The sequence below is a fragment of the Rossellomorea sp. NPDC077527 genome, assembly GCF_044542955.1.
GTDB classification, from domain to species: Bacteria; Bacillota; Bacilli; order Bacillales; family Bacillaceae_B; genus Rossellomorea; species Rossellomorea aquimaris_E.
This window is the reverse complement of the sequence record NZ_JBITVL010000007.1, coordinates 141,005-161,887: the sequence shown is the minus strand read 5'-3', so window position 1 is coordinate 161,887 and position 20,883 is coordinate 141,005. Positions and strand designations below refer to the sequence as shown.

General features: G+C 40.9%; 12 protein-coding genes. 10 read left to right on the top strand and 2 right to left on the bottom strand.

The genetic code is table 11. The features are described from left to right. From qoxC to ACIGG7_RS20830, 4 genes are all read left to right on the top strand, one after another. Positions 1–612: a cytochrome aa3 quinol oxidase subunit III gene (gene qoxC / locus ACIGG7_RS20845; protein ID WP_224944774.1), complete on the top strand. Its 612-nt coding sequence runs from the start codon at positions 1–3 to the stop codon at positions 610–612. Next, positions 612–908 (top strand): cytochrome aa3 quinol oxidase subunit IV, encoded by a 297-nt coding sequence (gene qoxD, locus ACIGG7_RS20840; RefSeq protein WP_224944773.1) that lies wholly within the window; start codon positions 612–614, stop codon positions 906–908. Before qoxC ends, qoxD begins: the two co-directional genes overlap by 1 nt. Before the next feature lie 222 nt (positions 909–1,130). After that, positions 1,131–1,760: a GNAT family N-acetyltransferase gene (locus ACIGG7_RS20835; protein ID WP_397550912.1), complete on the top strand. Its 630-nt coding sequence runs from the start codon at positions 1,131–1,133 to the stop codon at positions 1,758–1,760. Then, positions 1,718–2,731 carry an alpha/beta hydrolase gene (locus ACIGG7_RS20830; protein WP_397550911.1) on the top strand — a complete coding sequence of 338 codons (1,014 nt, stop codon included), beginning with the start codon at positions 1,718–1,720 and terminating at the stop codon, positions 2,729–2,731. Before ACIGG7_RS20835 ends, ACIGG7_RS20830 begins: the two co-directional genes overlap by 43 nt. 80 nt (positions 2,732–2,811) lie before the next feature. Here ACIGG7_RS20830 and ACIGG7_RS20825 read toward each other — a convergent pair whose 3' ends face one another. Next, a complete protein-coding gene (locus ACIGG7_RS20825) occupies positions 2,812–3,231 on the bottom strand; it encodes a VOC family protein (protein WP_224944771.1) in 420 nt (139 codons plus the stop codon). A 143-nt stretch (positions 3,232–3,374) separates the two neighbouring features. After that, positions 3,375–3,743, bottom strand: a complete 369-nt coding sequence (locus ACIGG7_RS20820; protein WP_224944770.1) for a cytochrome-c oxidase — start codon at positions 3,741–3,743, stop codon at positions 3,375–3,377. 249 nt (positions 3,744–3,992) lie between these two features. On the opposite strand from ACIGG7_RS20820, the gene ACIGG7_RS20815 reads away from it, so the two are divergent. From ACIGG7_RS20815 to ACIGG7_RS20790, 6 genes are all read left to right on the top strand, one after another. Continuing rightward, positions 3,993–4,778: a LysM peptidoglycan-binding domain-containing protein gene (locus tag ACIGG7_RS20815; RefSeq protein WP_397550910.1), complete on the top strand. Its 786-nt coding sequence runs from the start codon at positions 3,993–3,995 to the stop codon at positions 4,776–4,778. Between the two features lie 154 nt (positions 4,779–4,932). Continuing rightward, a complete protein-coding gene (gene aspA / locus ACIGG7_RS20810; RefSeq protein WP_397550909.1) occupies positions 4,933–6,363 on the top strand; it encodes an aspartate ammonia-lyase in 1,431 nt (476 codons plus the stop codon). Positions 6,364–6,789: 426 nt separating this feature from the next. Continuing rightward, positions 6,790–8,049 (top strand): helix-turn-helix domain-containing protein, encoded by a 1,260-nt coding sequence (locus tag ACIGG7_RS20805; RefSeq protein WP_397550908.1) that lies wholly within the window; start codon positions 6,790–6,792, stop codon positions 8,047–8,049. 341 nt (positions 8,050–8,390) lie between these two features. Further along, complete coding sequence (locus ACIGG7_RS20800; protein ID WP_397550907.1) at positions 8,391–12,563, top strand: S8 family serine peptidase; 4,173 nt, start codon at positions 8,391–8,393, stop codon at positions 12,561–12,563. 487 nt (positions 12,564–13,050) lie between these two features. Then, complete coding sequence (locus tag ACIGG7_RS20795; RefSeq protein WP_397550906.1) at positions 13,051–16,476, top strand: S8 family serine peptidase; 3,426 nt, start codon at positions 13,051–13,053, stop codon at positions 16,474–16,476. Positions 16,477–16,761: 285 nt separating this feature from the next. Further along, positions 16,762–20,859, top strand: coding sequence for a S8 family serine peptidase (locus ACIGG7_RS20790; protein WP_397550905.1), 4,098 nt, complete (start codon positions 16,762–16,764; stop codon positions 20,857–20,859). Positions 20,860–20,883 lie beyond the last annotated feature (24 nt).

Genomic DNA, 20,883 nt, shown 5'->3' with positions numbered 1-20,883 from the left:
ATGGCACATAGTACGAATATAGATCCAAACGCGCCGCTTGAATATCAATCTGATATCGGTAAACTGAATATTTTCGGATTCTGGGTTTTCCTTGGAGCGGAAATTGCATTATTCGCCACTATTTTCGCAACGTTCTTTGCTCTGAAGACCGGTACGATGGGTGGCCCGCTTCCAAGTGAAGTGTTTGACATGAAGAATACGATCATCATGACATTACTACTGTTGATCAGTAGTTTCACGTCTGGTTTATCAATAAATGAATTAAGAAAAAGAAACGTCAAATCCATGATGGTTTGGCTGATTATCACTTTATTATTCGGATTAGGATTTCTCTACATGGAAATCACGGAATTCGTCCATTTGATCCATGAAGGAGCAGCGATGACGACAAACTCATTCTGGTCATCCTTCTATTTACTGACAGGAACGCACGGTCTACACGTATCAGTAGGGATCTTATGGATCATCCTTGTGATGCTCCAAGTGAAGAAACGGGGATTGAATCCTGATACCGCTAAAAAACTATTTGTATCAAGCTTGTATTGGCACTTTCTTGACTTTGTCTGGATCTTCGTGTTCACAAGCGTGTACTTATTAGGGATGGTGGGATAATGTCACATAATACGAATCATAGTGGACTTCCTTGGACTCAGATCATTGGATTTATCTTATCGATTGCGTTGACGTTCTTAGCCGTATGGTTTGGCCTTTATACGAATCTTTCATATGGCCTCATTGTATCGATTGTATTCGTTCTGGCCTTCATCCAGGCAGCTATCCAGCTCTTCATGTTCATGCACGTAACGGAAGGTGAAGGTAAATGGCAGGTTGGGAAGATGATGTCAGCGGCATTCATTGCGATCGTCATCGTCGCCGGATCTGTCTGGGTATTGAGCAATATGCACTAAAATATATATCTAATAATGTGAGGCTGTTGAACATCGTTCAGCAGCCTCTTTTTTGCGTTGGAATGCCCAATTAATGATGAAATTAAGAATCGGGAAGGGTGTTGAATCGATTGACAAGTATATGGCAGTTTCCATATAATATCCTTGTATATGATAATGATAATCATTATCGTTAATTCCGCCATTGTTTTTTAGTTAGTAGAAGAAAGGTTGTAGATAATAATGAAAGTTGATGAAACAGAATTTTTTATCATAAAGGAAAGTAAAACGGATAATTTTTTATACCGTCACGTTGATTTTGATCGAGATTTATCCACATTGTATAAGTGGATGCAACAACCCCATATTGCTCCATTCTGGAAGCTAAATCTTCCACTTCACGAGTTTGAACAGTGGCTCCGGAAGTCTATTGATGCCGAGCATAAAGAAGTATTTATTGGAGAGATGAATGGAGAACCTGTGTGTTATTTGATTGCATATTCCGTTGAAGAGGATCCGGTCAAAGAACTTTATGAATATCAAGTCGGGGACCTTGGAATGCATTTACTCATTGGGCCGAGAAATTATTTAAATAGAGAGGATGGCCTCTCGATTATCAGGTCGATGATCCTTTTTTTATTTGATCAGTATAAGGATATGAACAGAATCATTGGAGAACCTGATATACGCAATCGAATCGTTATTCCGATCCTGAAAAGATTGGGAGGAGAGGTAATAGGTGAGATTGATATACATAATAAAAAAGCTTCATTAATAATGGGCGAAAGAAAAGCAGTTTTAGAGAAAATGGACGAGGATGTACAGGTTGAATGGTTGAAGTCCATGAACGTAAAGAGGGCACTATTAAAATGAAAGTGACAGCAGCTCCCAATCCTCAAATAATAGAATTACTACACACGATCAACGAGAAAATGAGGGAACTTAGCCACCCTCCGTTGGATATACTGACCCCGATACAATCTAGGGAATATTATAAAATAGCAAGAGAATTTTTCATTTCGATTCCTGTCGATGGAGTTGAAGTGAAAGAAGAATTCATTCTCTCAGGGGAAGGACATGATATCCCGATACGAGTATATACACCAAGTGGTCAAGGACCTTTTCCTGTCCTTATTTATTGCCATGGAGGTGGTTGGGTCTTTGGCGATTTGGACAGTTCAGACAATCTATGCAGGTATTTCTCACGGCATGCCTCTATCATCGTCGTATCAATCGGCTATCGCTTGGCACCGGAACATAAATACCCTTCAGCTTTTCAAGATGTGATTGAATCCGTAAAATGGACCTTTCGGAACCATGAACGATTAAATGGAGATTTGAAGCGGATTGCGATTGGCGGTGAAAGTTCTGGAGGGAACCTGGCGGCAGCGGCTTCCCTTTATTTTAGGGATAGTGAAAACTATCATCTGTCCCTGCAATTTCTTATTACGCCAGTACTGGACAATAATTTTAACACACGCTCCTATAGGGAAAATCACCAATATAATCTAACAAATGAAAAGATGAGATGGTTTTGGGGCCATTATTTGACTGATTCTCGTGAAGGGTCGGAAGTATATGTTTCTCCATTAAAAGCGCCGTCCGTGAAAAAAATGCCGGATACACTGCTAATTACTGCTGAATTTGATCCCCTCAGGGAGGAAGCGATAGAATTTGGTGACAGATTAAGAACTGCCGGGGTAGATGTCGAATATCTACACTATGAAGATATGGTCCATAGCTTCATAAATATGACCGGTACCGTAGAGTCAGCAAGGCGTGCGTTAGAAGAGATGACTGGGAAGCTGCATAATATGATGTATACGGAAGAGAAAAACGACTGAAACGAAACATTTGGTAAATTTAAAAGGTTATAGACATTTTCCGTGGAAAATTCTATAACCCTTCATATAAATCTTACAGTTTATTCTTTATCTTCATAATTAAATTGCCACTGAATTCCAAACTTATCGGTAACTTGACCGTATAGCTTGCTCCAAAATGTCTCTTGAAGCTCCATATCAACCTTCCCGCCTTCTTTCAACTTGTGGAAGCGGGATGTCAGCTTTTCAGTATCATCGCTTACCAGGGCAAGCGTGATGTTGTTACCTTCCACAAAAGGCATATTCGGAAAAACATCTGAAAACATCACATTACTGCCATCGATGGAGAGTCTTGTGTGTAGGACCAGATTTTTGGCTTCTTCAGGGAGAGGATAGTCAGGATGTGGTGGTGCTTCAGCGAACGTCATGATTTGAGGTGGTTCCGTTTCAAACACTTCTGCATAATACTCAGCCGCTTCCCGGCAATTGCCATTAAAATTCAGATAAACATTGACCGACATGTACATCACTCCTAAATTTGAAATGGTCATACGCTTATATTGTATCACTTTCAACACATATTGCAGGAGTGATTTTAGAATAATTAAAAAATAATGGAGCAGCCCCAATCCTCAAGTAGGGGCTTCAGGTCTGCTCCAATCGATTATGCGGCTTTTAATTCTTTTAACACATTATATCCAAACAATAATACACCGACTGTTGTCAATACACCGCCTGTTGCAATGACCGGGACGACAGCATCATTCCCAAGTACAAATAGGAATAATCCAATCATCATCAAGGGCAATCCAACGTTATGAAACCAGAAATGAGTTTTGGCCAATTTAGTGGAAGATACGGCCGGAAATAAGTGATAAATAAGACCTGCAAGCGTCAGGGCGGTCCAGCCTAATAAGTTGATGTGAACATGAACCGGGGCCAAGGTGTAGTCATGTACCATGGACATATATAGTCCGATACAGACGCCGATCATAAAGTAGACGACTGAAATTTTAATCAGTTTGATACCCATTTTATTCCTCCTCCTTTTCACTGGTAATATATGAGCATTTAGGCCTGTGTAGAACGTTCTGTCAGATCCTAATAACTATAAAATAAAGGGATCATCTTGTAGGAATATGGGGATGGGACTTTACTAAGTAAAGGTTTGGTTATATATGGATACATAGGAATATTTTTATTTTATACCCTTAAAAATACCCCATTTGTTCGAACGGTATAGAGTTGGTTACATACAAAGTGAACATTGGGGGATGTAAAATTGACTACGATTTCAACCAAGAGAAAGCAAAGAATTGCTGAAGCACGAAAAAAGAAGGCAAAAGCCAGAAATAAAAAGATTGCTGCTGCCACTGCTGCAGGGACGATAACAGCACTACTATTGGCTGGTGGGAAGGCAGGAGCATGCAGCACTGAGTATACAGTGAAGAAGAATGATACTTTATATAGCCTTGCAAAGAAGTACGAGGTGACAGTTGAGCAGTTAATGGAAGCGAATATTCTATCATCGGATAAGATCTACATAGGACAAAAACTTCTAGTGCCTGATAGAAAACAGCATAAAGAATATAACCCATATACGATTAAAAATGGAGATACTCTATACTCTTTGGCTAAGAAGTATGAAACAACCGTCGAAGAAATCATGCATACCAATGAGAGGACTTCATATGAGATCAAGACGGGTGAGACGCTATCCTTACCGGCAGGCTCATCCCCAATCGGTGAGTATTACACCGTTGTTCCCGGAGACACTCTTTGGGGAATAGCTCATCGCTATGGTGTAAAGGCTGAAGAATTAACAAGGGAAAACGGGCTCAAGATGGACATGGTTCTGATAGGGCAGAATCTCTTCATCCCAGGGAAAGCCGAAGTTACAGAAGCTGTAATCATAGGTGCTGCCGACAGCTTTTTTGTTGAATTCAAAGATCAAAATGGAGAATTTGTCTTAAAGGTACCCTATGGAACATCTGGGGATTATCAAAATAAATCCGGACAACTGGTCACTCTCATCCATAAAAATGGGGCGGTCATATCAACATACTGACTTTGAATACACAGAGTGCTTTCTATCATGTGAAAGCGCTTTTTTCATAATCTTTGAAATTAATGGGTTTTACCCTTAAATCATTGCCTACTCTGTCTCTAATTGATAGAATCATCAATTAGAGACAGCTAATCCGAATACAGGGAGTAGAGAAATGATAAACGTCACGAGTGGATTTAGAATAGAAAAAGATTTTCTCGGGGAAAAAGAAGTACCTGAAGATGTATACTATGGAATACAAACATTGAGGGCAGTGGAGAACTTCCCGATCACTGGTTATAAAATTCATAAAGAAATGATCGATGCCTTGGCGGTTGTAAAAAAAGCGGCTGCACTTGCAAATATGGAAACAACACGCTTATACGAAGGAATCGGGAGAGCTATCGTGCAGGCGTCCGATGAGATTCTTGAAGGCAAGCTTCATGACTTCTTCATTGTCGACCCGATTCAAGGTGGGGCTGGAACATCTATCAACATGAATGCCAATGAGGTCATTGCCAATCGTGCACTGGAGCTCATGTCCCATCGCAAAGGAGAGTACGGGAAAGTAAGCCCGAACAGTCATGTCAATATGTCACAGTCAACCAATGACGTATTCCCGACAGTCATCCATATCTCCACACTGAAATTACTAGAGAAGCTTCTGGATACCATGGAACATATGTTAAATGCCTTTAAGCAGAAGGCCCAGGAGTTCGATCACGTCATTAAAATGGGCCGTACCCATCTGCAGGATGCTGTTCCGATTCGCCTTGGACAGGAGTTTGAAGCGTACAGCAGAGTAGTGGAACGTGATATCAAACGCATCGCGCGAACGCGGGATCACCTTTATGAAGTGAATATGGGGGCCACTGCGGTAGGAACCGGATTAAACGCAGATCCTGTATATATCCAGAGTGTCGTGAAGCATCTGGCTGAAATCAGCGGCTTACCACTGACGGGAGCTGAGCATCTCGTCGATGCCACTCAGAATACGGATGCCTACACAGAAGTTTCGTCTGCACTGAAGGTATGCATGGTCAATATGTCCAAGATTGCCAATGATCTTCGTATGATGGCTTCTGGGCCTCGTGCCGGACTAGGTGAAATTTCACTTCCATCCAGACAGCCGGGTTCTTCCATCATGCCTGGGAAAGTGAATCCAGTTATGCCGGAACTCATTAACCAGGTAGCCTTCCAGGTCATGGGGAATGATCAGACCATCTCCTTGGCATCTGAAGCTGGTCAGCTTGAATTGAACGTGATGGAGCCTGTGCTTGTATTCAATCTCCTTCAATCAATCAGCATCATGAACAATGCGTTCAGAAGCTTTACAGACAATTGCCTTGTCGGAATTGAAGCGAATGAAACGCGTATGAAAGAATACGTGGAAAACAGTGTAGGAATTATCACCGCGGTGAACCCTCACTTAGGATATGAAGTCGTATCCCGCATTGCAAGGGAAGCCATTTTAAAAGGGAAATCGGTAAGAGAGCTTTGCCTTGAGTATGATGTATTGACCGAAGAGGAGCTTGATTTGATTCTGAATCCTTATGAAATGACGAATCCGGGAATTGCTGGTCGTGTGCTGTTTGATCGACAATAAATCGATGATAAGTAGAGAAACCTTCTTTTCTATTAAAAGAGGGTTTCTTTTTTTCTATTTATCAGCCTTACTTGAGAAATCTAATCGTGTACCTAAACTTGGTCAGCTTTCGATTTTTGGAAGGGATTTATCTTATTAGTTGTATCTTTTCGCAAAGATTTGGTGTAAGTATTCTTGAAACTTACAGTGTTATAATGAAACACTTACGCTTATAAAGTTGATTGGAGTGGAAATCAACCACCACTCGCTATATCCACGAGTAACAATGCTTAAGGGTACTTTCCTTTATAAGGAAAAAATGTATATTTATTAATAAATTATATCTTTTTATCCACCTATTTAAGCAAAAATACTTATCGTTAATAGCTTATAAGATACCTATTTCCTATGTATAATGATAGATATATACAGGGGGGAAGTGAAACCATGTCTATCGGCAGAATTATCTACTACCATCGAAAGAAACAAAGTAAAACACAAGAGCAACTTTGTAAAGGGATATGTTCAACCACTCATTTAAGTAAGATTGAGAACAGTTCGAAAGAAGGAAATCTGGAAACGTTAGAATTACTTTGTAAACGACTTGGTGTATCAATCGAAGAGGAAACGGCTAAAACACTGTATTTAAAACGTCAGTTAGCTCAATTCTTTGAAGCGATTGAAAGACTTCATCGAGATCATGCCGAAAGACTGTATCAGGAGTTAGAAAGGCATAGAGACTATATACAATGTACGGAAATGGTGTACTTATATGAACTTTACATGCTTCGATACTTATTATTCACACATAATCCAACCGAATATGAACAGGCCTCTCTTGGATTGAAAAAGAATATGAGCAAATTTTCTTCGTTTGAAAAGTACTTATGGGAGTTCTTTCAAGGAATCTATTATGGCCAAAAACAACAATACTCCAAAGCGATTGCCATTTTTGATAAAATTGAGGATAAAGCCGACCTATATAGTGATAAAGTGACAGATTATCATTATTATAAAGCAGCCAATCACGGGTTATTGAAACATTTCACGTTGTCCCTTCATTACTCGCATAAGGCTTTGAGAATCTTTCAGAACACAGGGAACATATTAAGGATTCTTCATGTAAAGATAGGGTTATCGGCTAACTTGATTTATATTAACGATCTTGAACGCGCAGAAGATTTGCTACATACAGCCTTAAACGATGCAGAGATGTTAAAGGATAACGAATCGAAAATTACTGCTCTTCATAATTTCGGTCTGTTAAACAGAAAGAAAGGAAGGCTACAAGAATCGCTGGACTATTTCTCCCAGTCGCTAAAATTAAAAAAGAAACACACAATGAGCTATTACGGCACATTGGTAGAAATGGTACAAGTATTGCTGGACCTGGAAGAGAGTGAGGTCGCAATCACTCTTTTACAAGAGAATCTAAGAGACTTTAAAGATCAAGAGTCTGTTAAATATATAGAATTGATGGTGCTGTACTTAGATGCGATCAAGGATGACAAACGTCTTAGTGATTACTTGATCGACCGTGGTCTACCAATAATGAAACAATATGATCTATATAAGTCCGCATCTTTCTCGGAACGATTGGCGGGATACTTTAAAGAAAAGGGAGACTTGGATTCTTCCAATCACTATCTGCATTTATCCAATGAACTATTAAAAAAGCTGATTTTTAACCATAATGAACCTATATAAATGAAACATGTAAACAAGCAGCCAATCCAGGTTGCTTGTTTTTACGTTCTCATGAAATTTTTTCGGGAAGATTTGGCCTCTTCATATAGTAGGATATGCCTGTTTGGTGAGGTGAGAATATTATTTTATAGGTACAATGACTTCTTCAAGAAAAACTTTCCCAACATCCAAGCTGTCTTGGTGTCTTAAGTTAACAGAATTCAGCCCTTAAGTGGCGAGGAGCATGAGAGAAATGTCGAAATGAATAAAGAATTTTCCCAATTAACAGTCTAATTGGAGAGAGATAGAATACAAATTGTAAACATTTCTGCGCCACGGATGAATATTAGAGGGGGAAGAGTATGAATAAGAAGCGTTCAGCTAAGATCTTGACGGTTGCACTGGCTACAAGTCTATTAGGAACATCAGGAATTCCATTTAATGTTATGGCAGAAAGTGCACCTAGTACGTCTAAGTTCACACAGGTAAAAGATGTAGAGAAGACATTAATGAATTTATCGGATGAGCAAAGAAATGCTCTTAAACAGATCGAAGCGAAGCCAGACTTTGAAATCGCTCCGAATATCAATACCGAAAGTGAAGGGCTCGTTGATGTCATCGTTGAGTTCAAACAGGCACCTGCAAAAGTGGAAGTGATGAAGCAGGCGGCTAAAGGAGTCCGTACGACTACGAAAGCAGCTGCTTTGAAAGTGGAGAAATCTCACAGTGATTTTAAACAAACATTCAACTCTATGAAAAATAAAAAGAGTGTAAGCCCTGGATTACTAGAAGCGAAAATTACAAAAGAATATCGTTCAGCCATCAATGGTGTCGCAATGTCCATTCCTGGAAATGAGATTGAGAGTTTGCTGGACTCTGGTGTCGTGAAACGGGTATGGAAAGATGAAGTCGTTCAGCTTGATCTTCCGGAAGGAGAAGCTTCTGAATCTAAAATGATGGATAGTATTCCTCAAATCAATGTGGACAAGCTTCATGATGAACATATTACGGGTGAAGGAATTAAAGTTGGAGTACTGGACACAGGAATTGATTATAACCACCCTGATTTAAAAGATGTATATCAAGGTGGATATGATTTCGTTGATAACGATAATGACCCGATGGAAACCACATATGAAGATTGGAAAAAGTCCGGTTTACCTGAAATTAATCCAAGTTCGGGATCTGCTTATTATACAGAACACGGAACACACGTGTCAGGAACGATCGCCGGGGACCAACAAAATTCAGTGGATTACGCCGTAAAAGGGGTAGCACCGAATGTAGATCTTTATGGCTATCGTGTACTTGGACCTTATGGATCCGGAGCAACAGCAGGGATCCTTGCAGGAATTGACAAAGCCATAGATGACAAAATGGATGTCATCAACCTTTCACTAGGAGCTTCAACGAACAATCCGTTATATCCAACCTCTGTAGCGGTTAACAACGCCATGCTATCGGGAGTGGTGACAGTAGTGGCTGCAGGAAACAGCGGTCCGAATGAAGGAACACTAGGATCCCCTGGTGCAGCGGCCCTGGGTATTACGGTTGGGGCAAGTGATTTCGCCATGGATATCCCTACCTTTCAATCCATGAGTGTCAATGGAGAAACATTTGAAAATGTCTTATTAATGGGGAAGAACTTTTCCGATGATTTAACCTCTCTTGAAAGCCAGTCCAAACCAGTGGTTTTTGCCGGACTTGGTTATGAAGCCGATTTTGAAGGAAAAGATTTAACAGGCAAAATCGCCCTGATTCAACGTGGTGAAATTACCTTTGTGGATAAAATGAAACACGCGAAACAAGCAGGGGCAGAAGCTGTCATCATCTACAATAATGTTGACGGTAATATTCCAGCTTATTTAGGAGAGGGATCAGAATTTATCCCGACCTTACGTATGACAAAAGCGGACGGAGAGCGTTTGAAAGGTTTAGGAGATAACGTCTCCATCACATTTGGGGATTTAGCAAGCGTTAAAACAGAAGGGGACAACCTGGCTGGCTTCAGTTCAAGAGGACCTGTGGGTGGAAGCTATGATATTAAACCGGATGTTGTGGCACCGGGAGTAGCGATTTTCTCAACCATTCCTGAATACATCAATAGCCCGGAAGAAGGAGAAGACTATTCTGCAGCCTATGCCCGCCTTCAGGGGACATCCATGGCAACACCTCATGTAGCAGGTGTAGCAGCCTTGATTCTTTCAGAAAACCCTGATTATACTCCATTTGATGTAAAAGCAGCATTAATGAATACAGCAGAAGACTTGAACGGTGACGTATCCGTATATGAGCAGGGAGCGGGACGTGTGGATGCCTATGATGCGGTACATGCCGATGTATCCATCAAAGTGATGGATAAAACAAAAAATCTAGACGAAAATGGTCAAGAAGAAGAGATTGAAGATGAGACGGCATCCATCTCTTTCGGAAGTCACTACAAAGACGACAATGGAATTAAAGCAGAAAGCAAGATGATCATCGAGAACAATAGTGGAGAAGAAAAGTCATTCAAGGTTGAAGTCGAATACCATGATGAACGTACAGGCATTAAAGATTCAGCTGCAAATGGCATTCAGTTAGATGTTCCGACGAGTGTAGCGGTTTCCGCAAGCGGTTCGAAAGGAATTTCACCAACGATCACGGTTCCGAAAGATGCAGAAGAAGGACGATATGAAGGATATATTCACCTGACGAATGCAAGTGATGCGGGTGAAACGTACCAGGTTCCATTTGCGATTCGAGTCACAGGAAAAGGGTTTGACTATCTAGAAACAGACCGACCTGCTCTTGCGAATAATACACCAAAGTGGCAGTACTACAATCCGTTTATCTCAGCAGCATTTCAAATGAAAAATCCACTGACGAGGATAGATGTAGTGATAAAAGATGGACAGTCAGGTGATGCTATTGGGTTCATTGCTTCCCTCAGACAAGCGAATGCAATGGCTGACTTCAGGTATTATATTCCTGCTGTTTTTGCTGGAAGGGTTTATCCGTTTACAAATGACGTACAAAACCCGATTTCAGATCAATTCATGGATTTGCCTGAAGGTTACTATGAAATGGAGTTCATTGGGTATGATGAAGAAGGAAAAACGTATACGATCGACACTCCTGTCATCGTAGACAATTCCAAACCTCAAGTGACATTTGATAAGGCTCCTGGTGTGTATGAAATCAGTGAAGATATGTACACAGAAGAGTTTGGGCACAAAGCTTTTTGGATCCACGGGAATGTGCAGGATGAAACAGTGGGGGTTTTACAATCAAAAGGATTGGAATATGATCAATCTTCGAATAAATTCATGATAGCAACCGGCTTCCGGGAGTACTTTAATTGTTGTTTCCCACCAGCGGATTCTGAAGGGGACACAGAGTTTGGCATAGAACCATCTGATATTGCAGACGAACCATTACGATTAAGTTTGGCTGCTACTGATATCGCAGCAAATGTCAATTACCAAAGATATATCTTCCTTCAAGAAGGCACTGAGTATCTGACTTCGAAGTACAACAAGGAAGAAGTCGTATTAGACGATACTGTAACCATGACGCTTAGCTTGAATAACGTGAAAGATTTTATTTCCGGAGAGTACACAATTCAGTATAAAGGGGAAATGTACTCATTCGAATCGGCAAAGCTGAATGATCAATTTAAAGCCTATGCAGAAGAAAATGGACTACAGGCATCCCTTCAAGATCCTGTAGTAAGCGGTACCGGATATTACCAGACCGTTACGATGGGAGCTGCATTGAATGGAGAAGGGTATTCCGGTTTGAGTGGAGACATGCCTGTCGTGGACGTTTCATTCAAGGTCACTCAAGATGATTGGTTTTATGGAGCTGACAAAATGGATGTCACAAAGTCAAGCTATACAAAGGCCGGTGAAGATTCTGCCGTAACTCTTCCATATTACAGCACGTCATCCTATAACTTCGTGTCCAAACATTCAAGGATCGAAGGGAATATTAAACCAGAAGCATTTTTGAAGAAAAGTTCCAGCGGCAATCTACTATTACCAAATAATGTAGCTCAAAATATCGGAGCGAAGGTATATGCCCTATCACCGGATGGTAAAAAATATGAAGGTAGCATTTCTGCAAATGGGAAATACACAATCTATGGTGTTCCGGCTTCACTTGAGACTTACAATGTCGTAGTGGAAACCCCTGGACATTTAAAGACCTATACTCCATTGGTACCTGGATTTGAATTGAAGGGTGAAGAGTATGGAAGGTTCGTTTCCGGAGGAACCAAAATGAGTCTTGCCGGAGATGTGAACAGTGACAGCTTGATCGATATCAAAGATGTTCGGGATATCGTTGAGTACTACGGTAAAGAAAACCCTGAGATTCAAACATATGACCTGAATCAGGATGGAGTAGTAAACGAGACGGACGTTCGATTCATTGAAAACAACTTCTTGACGAAAGGACAGGATGCGCCTAAAGGGAAATCACCTAAAGAAACAAACGGTAAAAAAGATCTAGCCTATTATTTGAATATGATGGGATTGGAGCCAACTGAATAACAAGTAGGCAATAACCGACAAAAGGGAAAGAAATGTTCATGACATTTCTTTCCCTTTTTTTATTCCCCAAGGGTAGTTAATTTTCAAGAAAAGAGACAATCAGTGAGGTGAGTCTATTTTCATAAAATGAATTCTTTTGCAGTCCTCCGATGTTTATAATCTTACTATTCACCTGATTTCCCCCAATAAATTTATTGAATATTCATTCTTTTATACTAACAGATTTGGCTATTTCAAAAGGAATACAAAAAAATGTTGGCAATCTCAGGGTGAAACGACCCATTCTTTCCTTCTTGTAATACTTGGACTCCCCCAACAGGATACCTGATCACTTAATAGAAATGGTTAGATAATGGTACTCCGTATTCAAAATGATGGAAGGAGGAAGGGAAGTGTAAGGGGATATTATGATATTTACACGGGAGTACTGTTTCTTCTATGAGATACGTAAAAAGAAAGTTACTATTCTATCAAAAAGGGTGAATACATGATGGTTTCGAAGAAAAGTACGTTATCCATTGGATTGATGTCGGTTCTCCTAAGCAGCAGTATGATTACGCCAGCCAGTGCAACATTCTATCAGACGAATGAGGGGCAGATACCTGCTTCACAAAAGGCAAATCTTCCAATGTTGGATTTGGAAAAGAAAGCTATCGATGATCCTTTATACGGACAAGACCTAAAAGCATTCAATCCAAATGAAAATGTTCGTTTAATCATAGAAGTGGACGTAAATGAGAAACTGAGAACGGCACCTGAAAAGCAGGTGGAAGAAGTGAAAAATACGTTTATGAAAAAGAGGGATGCTTCTTCTAAAGTCATACATACGTATTCAACAGGCTTCTATGGATTCAGTATGGAAACGACGATGAAAGACGCTGAGAAGATCAAAGAGATGGAAGGCGTAAAGGATATTCGTATCGCAAAGACATATGAACATATGGATGTAAAGAGCAATGAACTTGTGGAAGCGATGAATGTATGGACAAAATATAATTATAGCGGTGATGGAATGGTCGTAGCGATTGTGGACTCGGGAATCGATTATCGCCATGAGGCCATGACGCTTTCTGATAAAGGAAAGAAAAAAGCAAAGTATAATGAAGATAACATTCAAGAGAAGCTTGACGAATCGGAAGTAGATGATGTGTGGTACACAGACAAAGTGCCAACAGGCTATGATTGGGCAGACCATGATACCAATGTCATCCCGGCAAGTAATGCCCATGGAACCCATGTAGCTGGAATTGTCGGGGCATACGAAGAATCCCAGAAAAAAGCGATGGGAGTCGCACCGGATGTACAGCTATTAGCTGAAAAGGTATTCTCTGATAAAAGAAGCGGTGCCTATGATGATGATATTGCGGCGGGAATCTATCATGCGGTGGAGTTCGGGGCTGATGTCATCAATTTAAGCCTGGGATCTGACGCAGGAAGCGTGGATTCCAATGATCCGATACAACGTGCCATTCAATATGCAACAGAGCATGGGGTGTTGGTCGTAGCTGCGGCAGGTAATGCTTCCTATAGTACAAAACAAAACTTGCTGGAAAGATCTCAATTACCTTTGGCTAAAAATCCGGATATCGGCCTCGTTGGCGATCCTGGTGTAACTCCTTCAGCACTGCAGGTTGCTTCATCAGAAAATGATCAGATGAGAGTAGATGCACTTCGTTTAAATGATGGAAGCCAGTTTGGGTACCAAACACAGTACAGCTCCAAAAAGTTTAGTGATGAACTTGAATCCGGTAAAGAATACGAATTGGTTTTCGGCGGTGAAGGGTTTGGCAATCATCTGGATGGCTTGGATTTAGTAGGGAAGATCGTAGTTGCAAAGCTTGAAAAATCCTATTCTATTTATTCATCCCTACAATACGATGCAGCAAGAAAAGGGGCAGTGGGAGTTATTGTCATTCCACCAGATAAATACCCGTCATATGCAACTTTAAATTTCTCTAAGTACACGATTCCTGCCGTTACGACTGGACATACTGAGGGAGATCAACTGGTAGAACGATTACAAAGCGGAGAAAAAATCTCCGTAGAATTGTTAGACGAGGGTCTTTGGGTGCAAAACCCGACAACAGAACCAATGTCTTATTTCTCTTCATATGGTGCACCAACAGATTTAAGCTTTAAACCGGAAATCACAGCACCTGGCGGAAAGATCAGTTCGACGGTATTGGACAACAAATATGAAGTCATGAGTGGAACGTCCATGGCCACTCCACATGTTGCAGCCGGGGCAGCTTTACTTCTTGAGAAGTATTATGAAGAGTTGGGCTTACCAAAAAATGAAGATACCGTCTTAAAAGCGAAAAATGCTTTAATGAACACGTCTGAGGTGTTAACGAATCCGGATGATGAGAATTCCTTTTACTCACCAAGACGTCAAGGATCAGGCTTGATGAAGATTGAGCAAGCGATTAAATCTCCTTATCTTGTAGAACATGTAGGGGCTCCTTTAGAAAAGTCTGCATCTGTTGCCTTAAAAGAAGTGGATAGTACATTCGATTTCACGTTGGATGTAGAGCCGCTTTCAAAAAAGCTGGAAAAAGCGAATGATCAGTATGAAATCGTCGTAGATGTGCTAATGGATGAAACAGAGAAGAAGGCCTATAACGGAGTAGAAAGAGACTATCTAACCTTACATTCGGTTCCGATCGATGGGGCAGTTGTGAAAATCAACGGAAAACAGCTGACGGATGACGAGAAAATCCAATACAAACCACGTCGTGATGGCGAAGTGAAGATTTCTGTCACACTACCGGAAGAATTAAGCGAAGGTCGTTTTGTTGAAGGGTTTGTACGCTTCGTACCAAAAGGCAGTTCAGTAAAAGACTTAACGACTTTAACAATGCCATTTATGGGCTTTTATGGTGACTGGGATTCGTTAGATAACATTGATGAGAGCCCGGTTAATGGAGATCCTTTCTTAGGGTACACTGTTCTTTGGAATGACATGCTGACCTTACCTATGGGATATAGCACTTCTACTGGAACATTTGATCCGAACGAGATCGGCTATTCCAAGAATGCAGTCCCTACAGGTATGTATCCTTCCTTCACAGCATTTCGTAACCTGAAGGAAATGTCTCTGAAGGTGGAAGATGAGAAAGGAAAAACGGTTGCCCATATTACGAATTTTGGCGAGTTCACGGAAGATGGTAGTCCGTATCCATTCAGGAAGAACATCATGAGCTATGGAAATTACTCCTATAAGTTCGATGGGATGTACTGGAGTGGTACAGATGATGACGGGAACAAACTTCCTGACGGCAACTATACGTATGTATACGAAAGTACCCTGAATTATGAGGGAGCTAAGCCTCAACAAACGAAGATTCCGATAAAACTTGATTCTGGTGCTCCCGTTGTTAAAAATATCAACATCGCTGAACTTTCAGATGGGAAGTACAAGATCACGTGGGATGTACAGGAAGAAGGAACGAAACATATCGGAAATTTCATCTGGGTCAATGATGGATATCAGAAGTCAGTAAGCGCGGATGTAAATGAGTATATTAGCGATGAGAAACCTGAGATTGTCATGATATCAGCAATAGATGGTCTTCGGAATGTCGGTGTTGGATACACTGGAAATGAAGAATTGCTTCATGCAGGTCCATTTATCAATTATTTGAACGTTTCTGGAACCAATGTCAATGAAACAAAGCCTGCTTCCATCTTAATTTTTGGATATAAACGATTGGATTGGCATATTGAGATTTCAAATGCAGAAGGAGAAATGATCGAGTATGCAGATATTGAAAATGAACATTCGATTTATGGATTGAAATGGTATGCTGGTACTGAATATCCGGACGGTGACTATTATGTGACTGTTACAGGAACAGATGAAACAGGATTATCGTTGACGTCTGAAAAGAAGAAAATTACAGTGAAACATTAACATTCGAAGCCAAGAATTTCCTTTGAATAGGATTTTCTTGGCTTTTCTATGTGAAATTTATTTTATCCCCCAATTTTAGTGGTTCAAAAGAAATGGTTCTAATAGTCTAATTTAAGCGTGAGAATTTCACTTTCGCCTTAAAATAGTTGATTTTTCTGACTTTTATCCTTTCGTTTACACAAAAATCACCATATTTCTTCCCCCTCATTTGATAAAATTCCCCCCAATGACGTATGGGTCCTTCGACAATATAATTTAATTAGAAAGAAGAAGGGGGTTGAAGTCATGAATGCCAGCAAATATCCAAAGATCGCATTAAGTGTAGGGCTTCTAATGGGTGGAGTTGCACCATTAACTCATGGATCTGCGATACATGCAGAAACACAGTCGGATGCAATGAAAATCTTAGCAGGCTTGTCGACAGAGCAGCGTGAGGCGTTGGACAAACTAGAAGCCAATCGCTCAATGAGGGGCCTGCAATTATCGAGAGATATTGATTTGAAAAGTGAAGAAGAAGTGACCGTCATTGTAGAATTTGAACAGCTTCCTGCAAAGTCAGAACAAATTCAACAATCTTTAAAGGGAAAGGAAGTTTCTCTTGAGAAGGCAAAGAAACAGGTAGAAGAGTCCCACGCAACATTTAAGAAAGACTTAAATGAAAAGGTGAAAAAGACGAAATCGGGGAAAGAAAACTACGAAATTAAGCACACGTATAAAGATGCGTTTAATGGCGTAGCAATGACTCTACCAGCCAATGAAGTTGAAAGCCTATTAAAATCTGAAGTAGTAAAGGCTGTTTACAGTGAAGAAGAAGTCCAACTCTCTCCTCCACCTAAAGCGACGGATGAAGAAGAAGGATCAACGACAAAAGTGGACAGTATCCCTTTCATGAATATTGACCAGTTACATAAAGAAGGATTCACAGGTAAAGGGATTAAAGTTGGGGTGATCGATACAGGAGTCGATTACAACCACCCTGATCTAAAGGATGCCTATAAGGGTGGATACGATTTTGTAGATAATGATGACGATCCAATGGAAACGACTTATGATGACTGGAAAGCTTCTGGATACCGTGAAACGAATCAAGGAGGCTACTATTATACAGAGCATGGCACACATGTTTCAGGAACCATCGTAGGTCAAGCAGCTAATGATTCTGATTACAAAGTGATTGGTGTCGCTCCAGATGCGGAATTGAATGTATACCGTGTTTTAGGTCCATACGGAACGGGATCAACTAGTAACATTCTTGCCGGGATTGACCGTGCCGTTGCAGATGGAATGGATATTATCAATCTATCCCTTGGCGCAGCAACGAATAACCCTTTGTATGCAACGAGCATTGCCGTTGATCATGCCGTATTAAGTGGTGTAACAGCCGTCGTGGCAGCTGGAAACTCTGGTGATCAAGGAAATTATACGTTGGGATCTCCAGGTGCCGCTGCACTTGCTTTGACAGTAGGCGCAAGCTCGGCTCCATCCAATGTTACAACGTATGATGGTGCATTCTCGGTTGAAGACAAGGACCTTGCTGGAGAACTACAGTTAATGACCAACAACTGGACAAATGAGTTTAGTAAGCTTGAAGGGCAAAACTATGAAATGGTCGATGTAGGTGAAGGTGGACAAGCCGATTACAACGGGAAAGAGGTCACCGGGAAAGTGGCATTCGTGGCACGAGGCACTTATGCACTCATCGAAAAGATGGAAATCGCCAAACAACATGGAGCAAAAGCTGTCATCATTTATAATATCAATCCAGATGAAGGGCATATTCCTCACTATTTGGGTGAAAGCGATAACAATATTCCAACCTTCTCTTTAACCAACCAAGATGGACTATCCGTGAAAGAACTATTTAAAGCTGGAACTCCTACCATTACCCTTGGAGAGGCAGGAGAATCTGTTATTAGCGGTGATGAGCTGGCATCCTTTAGTTCAAAAGGACCTTCAGGAACCTTGTATGATATCAAGCCGGAGGTAACAGCACCTGGTGTCAACATTCTCTCAACTGTTCCATCCTATATGCAAAATAAAGAAGATTCATCGGATTATTCACATGCCTATCAACGATTATCAGGTACATCAATGGCGTCACCTCAAGTAGCCGGGATTGCTGCATTATTGCTTCAAGCACATCCTGATTATACGCCAAGTGACATTAAATCAGTGTTAATGAATACGGCAGATCCTTTGAAAAACCAATATAGCGTATTTGAAGTGGGAGCAGGAAGAGTCGATCCGATGCAGGCCATCCATTCGGAGACCATGATTTCGGTTCTGGATGAAACGCCATTTATTGAAAATCAGGAAGAAGTCATCATCCCGGAACAAACCGGTGGCTTAAGCTACGGTTTTATCCCAATGGGAGAAGAACAACTGACAAGATCGACGAATCTATCCATTACAAATAATAGCCATAAAAATAACAAATATGATATATCAATAGAATACAATGTGGGTGCAGCAGCTTCTGATTCACTGGATGCAGAGAAAAATGGTGTTAAGCTCGATGTGCCAAGCTCCCTGAAAGTGAAAAAAGGGGAAGTGGAATCATTCAACGCAGTTCTCACCATCCCGAAAACGGCCCAAAAAGGAACCTATGAAGGGTATATCGTGATTCAAAATGAAAAGGACCCGGCAGACCATTATCGCATCCCATTCGGAGCGAAAGTCGTGGAAGAAGGAATTGGCTACTTTGATGTGTATACGAAGAGCATTTCCACGAATCGTGTCAATAATCCTTATAGCAGAAAAGAAACGGACCTTGATTTCAGATTGAACTCTCCAATGGAAAGATTGGATTGGGTATTGGTTGATCATGATACGAAGGCAGACCTGGGGTGGATTACAGGGGTGAATTCAGCAGGAGCAGCCATCGATGTCGACTATTACATTGAAGAAGGGTTCTATGGTTATTATTATCCATTAACAGGAAATGATAAAAAGCCACTCAGCTATACAAAAGTGAGAGTGGAAGATGGCATTTATGATGTGAAGATGATCGGAACGACGAAAGACGGAAAGCAGTTCGCCAAAATGTCAACCATCAGTTTAGACAATGGTGCGCCAACCGTTGTGTACGATCAGACGAACGCAATCCCAACCGGTGATTTTCCGATTGTAGAACTGGAAGAAGGTCAAGAAACGGTTACTTTATCAGGAACTTTATTGGATGCTGAAATAGAGGAGACGTCTAAGACCGATATTCCACTCACTCAAGCCAGTAATAATATATGGTACGGTCCAAATGGTCCAAACTATCGACTTCAAGTAGAGGAAGATGGAACGTTTTCACAAGAAATCAACGTGAAGACATCTTACATTAAAGAAATCCAGTACTTAGGAGCGGATTATGCTGGAAACACAGCCATTCCTAAAATGGTCTACTATGTGCCAAAAGGATTTCAATTTATTTTTGCGAAAGCGGATAAAGATTCTTACCAAATGGGTGACAAGGTAACGTATACTTTCTACGCTAGAAATTTAGAGAACGCTCATGACTTTTCAATGTATACCTATAACTCAAGTAAGTATTTGGATTCCGTTGAATTCCAATTGGCTGATGGATTACCGGAAGGAACAGAATTAAATGTGACAAAAACCGGTACTACAAGTGTCAGGAATGATATTGAAATCAAAATTCCTGGTGAAGGGGTATCAGGGGACGTAGCATTATTAAAGATTGTTGCGGACACGAATGAGAAGGAGTTTTTCAATGCGTATTCTCCATTGTTCAGCAGTGTCAGTACGATGAAGATCAACAACGGACCACGGATCCCAACAAAACTGGGAGCTCATCCAATTTATCCGAGTGTATCAAAGGTCAATGCAGGCTTTATCGGCGCTGAAGGGCTCCTGACAGATGCAAACCGCTTTGACTATAGCCGTGATTACACACAAATAGGTGCCACGATACACTTGGAGGATAAGGATGGTAACATCTATCCAGTTACCATACCGAAAAACGGTGTCATTAATTTCGAACAACTACCGGCGTCGGTTCATAAGTACACAGTCGTGACGGATGTACCAGGACACTACACGACGTATACACCACTTGAAGCGGGACGTACGGAAAATGGTGTGGATATAGGTGAATATGTCACGTATTATATGGCCGTTTCCAAGCCTGGGGATATCAATAAAGACAATGTGATTGATATTCACGATGCATTATTGCTTCGAGATCATTGGGGAACGGACTATCGAAATACAGATATTAACTTCGACGGTACGACAGACGAGAAAGACTTTACACTCCTTGTGAAGTATTACTTGTCAGAAAATGATTTTGTAGTAAATACTCCAGATCCTCAATCTGAAGTGAATGGTGAAACGATTGATACGATCAAAGAAGAATTGGGAATCAATCCTTAACCGTTCTGATGAGATGTAGCTGCC